At 72.3% G+C, this 3,099-nt stretch carries 3 protein-coding genes; 1 reads left to right on the forward strand and 2 read right to left on the reverse strand.

The window, feature by feature from the left end:
• Positions 1 to 372, forward strand: a 372-nt coding sequence (locus DVH02_RS24955) for a cupin domain-containing protein (protein ID WP_147286124.1), incomplete at its 5' end; no start/stop codon positions are given.
• Between the two features lie 62 nt (positions 373 to 434).
• Here the strand turns inward: DVH02_RS24955 and aceB are convergent.
• Both aceB and DVH02_RS24965 read right to left on the reverse strand, forming a co-directional pair.
• Positions 435 to 2,069, reverse strand: coding sequence for a malate synthase A (gene aceB, locus DVH02_RS24960; RefSeq protein ID WP_114626084.1), 1,635 nt, complete (start codon positions 2,067 to 2,069; stop codon positions 435 to 437).
• Positions 2,070 to 2,148: 79 nt separating this feature from the next.
• Complete coding sequence (locus DVH02_RS24965; RefSeq protein WP_114626085.1) at positions 2,149 to 2,928, reverse strand: nucleotidyltransferase family protein; 780 nt, start codon at positions 2,926 to 2,928, stop codon at positions 2,149 to 2,151.
• Positions 2,929 to 3,099 lie beyond the last annotated feature (171 nt).

A 3,099-nucleotide genomic window follows, 5' to 3' on the forward strand; every position in this document is an offset into this window, starting at 1 on the left:
GGGGTGGACACGGGCGACCCCCGTGTCCACCCCCGCCCCTTCACCCGCTACGGGATGACCTTCCTCCCGCTGACCCGCCACCTCGGCGGAGTGCAGGCGTACAAACAGATCATCCCCGCCGGGCAGCGGCAGGTGTGCGACCTGGAGCAGCGGGTGCACGAGGGATACGAGTGGATCTACGTCCTCTCCGGCCGGTTGCGGCTGGTCCTCGGCACACACGATCTGGTCCTGACCCCGGGCGAGGTCGTCGAGTTCGACACCCGCACCCCGCACGCCTGGACGAGCGCGGGACCGGAAGCGGTCGAATTCCTCAGCCTGTTCGGCCCGCAGGGCGAACGGATGCACGTACGGGCCCGCCCCGCCGGAAAGTGAGCCCCGCCGGGAGGTGAGCCCCGCCGGGGGCTGAGCCCCGCGCCCCGCTCCCGCCGTCGGGCTCAGCCCCTCAGCTGTTCGTAGGCCGGGAGGGTCAGGAAGTCCGCGTAGTCGTCGTCCAGCGCGACCGTGAGCAGGAGGTCGTGGGCCTGCTGCCAGCGGCCGGCGGCGAAGGTCTCCTCGCCCAGTTCGGCGCGGAGCGCGGTGAGTTCGTCGGCGGCCAGTCGGCGGGCGAGGTCGCGGGTGGCCCGTACGGTGGTGCCGTCGGGTGAGGTGAACTCGACGCCCGCGTTGATCCACTGCCAGATCTGGGAGCGGGAGATCTCGGCCGTGGCCGCGTCCTCCATCAGGTTGAAGATGGCCACCGCGCCCATACCGCGCAGCCACGCCTCGATGTAACGGATGCCCACCCGCACGGCGTTGCGCAGGCCCTCGTAGGTGGGGCGGGCGTCCAGAGAGTCGATGGCGGTGAGGTCGCCCGCGGCGACGGAGACGTCCTCGCGCAGCCGGTCCTTCTGGTGCGGGCGCTCGCCCAGGACCGCGTCGAAGGACGCCATGGCGATCGGCACCAGGTCGGGATGGGCGACCCACGAGCCGTCGAAGCCGTCGGCCGCCTCGCGGTCCTTGTCCGCCCTGACCTTCTCGAAGGCGACCTTGTTGACCTCCGCGTCGTGCCGGGAGGGGATGAAGGCGGCCATGCCGCCGATGGCGTGCGCGCCGCGCTTGTGGCAGGTGCGGACGAGGAGTTCGGTGTAGGCGCGCATGAACGGCGCCGTCATCGTCACCGCGTTGCGGTCCGGCAGGACGAACTTCGCCCCGCTGTCCCGGAAGTTCTTCACGATCGAGAAGAGATAGTCCCAGCGGCCCGCGTTGAGCCCGGAGGCGTGGTCGCGCAGCTCGTGGAGGATCTCCTCCATCTCGTACGCGGCGGTGATCGTCTCGATGAGCACCGTGGCCCGGACCGTCCCCCGCGGGATGCCCACGTACTCCTGCGCGAAGACGAAGATGTCGTTCCAGAGGCGCGCCTCCAGATACGACTCCGTCTTCGGCAGGTAGAAGTACGGGCCCTTGCCCAGCTCGATCAGCAGCGCCGCGTTGTGGAAGAAGTACAGCCCGAAGTCGACCAGCGCGCCGGGGATCTGCTCGCCGTCCAGCCGCAGATGACGCTCCGCCAGATGCCAGCCGCGCGGGCGCATCACGACGGTCGCCAGCTCTGCCGCGTCCTTCAGCGCGTACGACTTGCCGGAGCGCGGGTCGGTGAAGTCGATGCGGCGCCGGTAGGCGTCGATCAGATTGAGCTGTCCCAGGATCACGTTCTCCCAGGTGGGGGCCGAGGCGTCCTCGAAGTCCGCGAGCCAGACCCGCGCTCCCGAATTCAGCGCGTTGACCGTCATCTTGCGGTCCGTGGGGCCGGTGATCTCCACGCGGCGGTCCTCCAGCGCGGCAGGCGTCGGCGCCACGCGCCAGTCGCCGTCCTCCCGTACCGCCGCGGTCTCCGGCAGGAAGTCCAGGCTGGAGGTGAGCGCGATCTCGGCGCGCCGCTCGGCGCGGCGGGCGAGCAGCTCGTCACGGCGGGGCGTGAACCGCCGGTGCAGCTCCGCGACGAAGGTGAGGGCGGCGTCGGTGAGCACCTCGTCCTGCCGGGGCAGGGGCGCGGCGTCGACGATCTCCAGCGGGGAGGGCGCTGCTGCGGACATGAGCTGTCACTCCTTCACCGGCGGATGCGCGCGCCGGACGATTTTGTTTTTTGGATAATAGTTTTCTCATGGTGGAAGTTCAATGGCCGGGGGGATGTGGTGGATGTGGTGCACGTGGAGGTAGCGGTGGCGCGAGACGCCACAGATCCTCCTCCGTGTCGATGTCGTAGGGGCTCGCGACATCCCCGCACTCCACCGCGGAGATCTCGCCCTCGTGCGCCTTCAGGTACCCGCGTGCCCCCCGGTCGCCCCGCGCATCCGCCGCCGCCCCCGCCCAGTGGGCGCTGCCGAGCAGTACCGGGTGGCCGCGCCTTCCCCCGTACGACGCCGTCACGAGCGAGCGCGGACCGCGGTACGCGGCCACCACCCGGGCCACCGCCGCCGCGCCGATGCCCGGCTGGTCCACCAGGAGCACCAGCGCCGCCCCCGCGCCCGTGCCGGCCAGGGAGTCAAGACCGGCTCGCAGCGAGGTGCCCATCCCCTCCGGCCACCTCGGGTTGCCGACCAGGACGCAGCCGCTCAGGGCGCCGCCGGGCCGCCCGGCCGGTCCGGCGAGATCCCGCACCTCCCGCTCCGCCGCGCCCAGCACCACGTGGACCGGGGCGCAGCCTCCCTCGCGCAGGGCCCGCGCCGCGTGCTCGACCAGGGGGCGGCCCCGGTGGGCCAGCAGCGCCTTCGGCGTGCCGCCCAGCCGTCGCCCGCCGCCCGCCGCGAGCAGCAGCCCGGCCACAGGTGGTACGGACGGTGCGGACGGTACGGAAGGGGTGGACGGTGTGGAGGGGGTGGGGGGAGCGGACGGCTGGTGGGCGGCGCGGGCGGTGGGTTCGCCGTGGGCGTCTGTCACGGGTGCGGCTGCCATCCGCCCTGCATACCACCCGGTACCACCCGCGCGCCGTCCGCCACCCGCGCCCGCCCCCTTGCCCGCTCTCGCGCCGTCTTCCGCGCCGTCGGCTGCGTGGAGTGGCGCGTGCGGCACGCTATGGCGTTAACTTGCGCGCGAACCTTGGCGCTTGACCATCGTCCAGGGGGG

The organism is Streptomyces corynorhini (genome assembly GCF_003346515.1).
GTDB classification, from domain to species: domain Bacteria; phylum Actinomycetota; class Actinomycetes; order Streptomycetales; family Streptomycetaceae; genus Streptomyces; species Streptomyces corynorhini.

Coding starts and splice junctions, on each gene's coding strand:
- aceB (WP_114626084.1), bottom strand. CDS start 2,069: ATGTCCGCAGCAGCGCCCTCCCCGCTGGAGATCGTCGACGCCGCGCCC.
- DVH02_RS24965 (WP_114626085.1), bottom strand. CDS start 2,928: ATGGCAGCCGCACCCGTGACAGACGCCCACGGCGAACCCACCGCCCGC.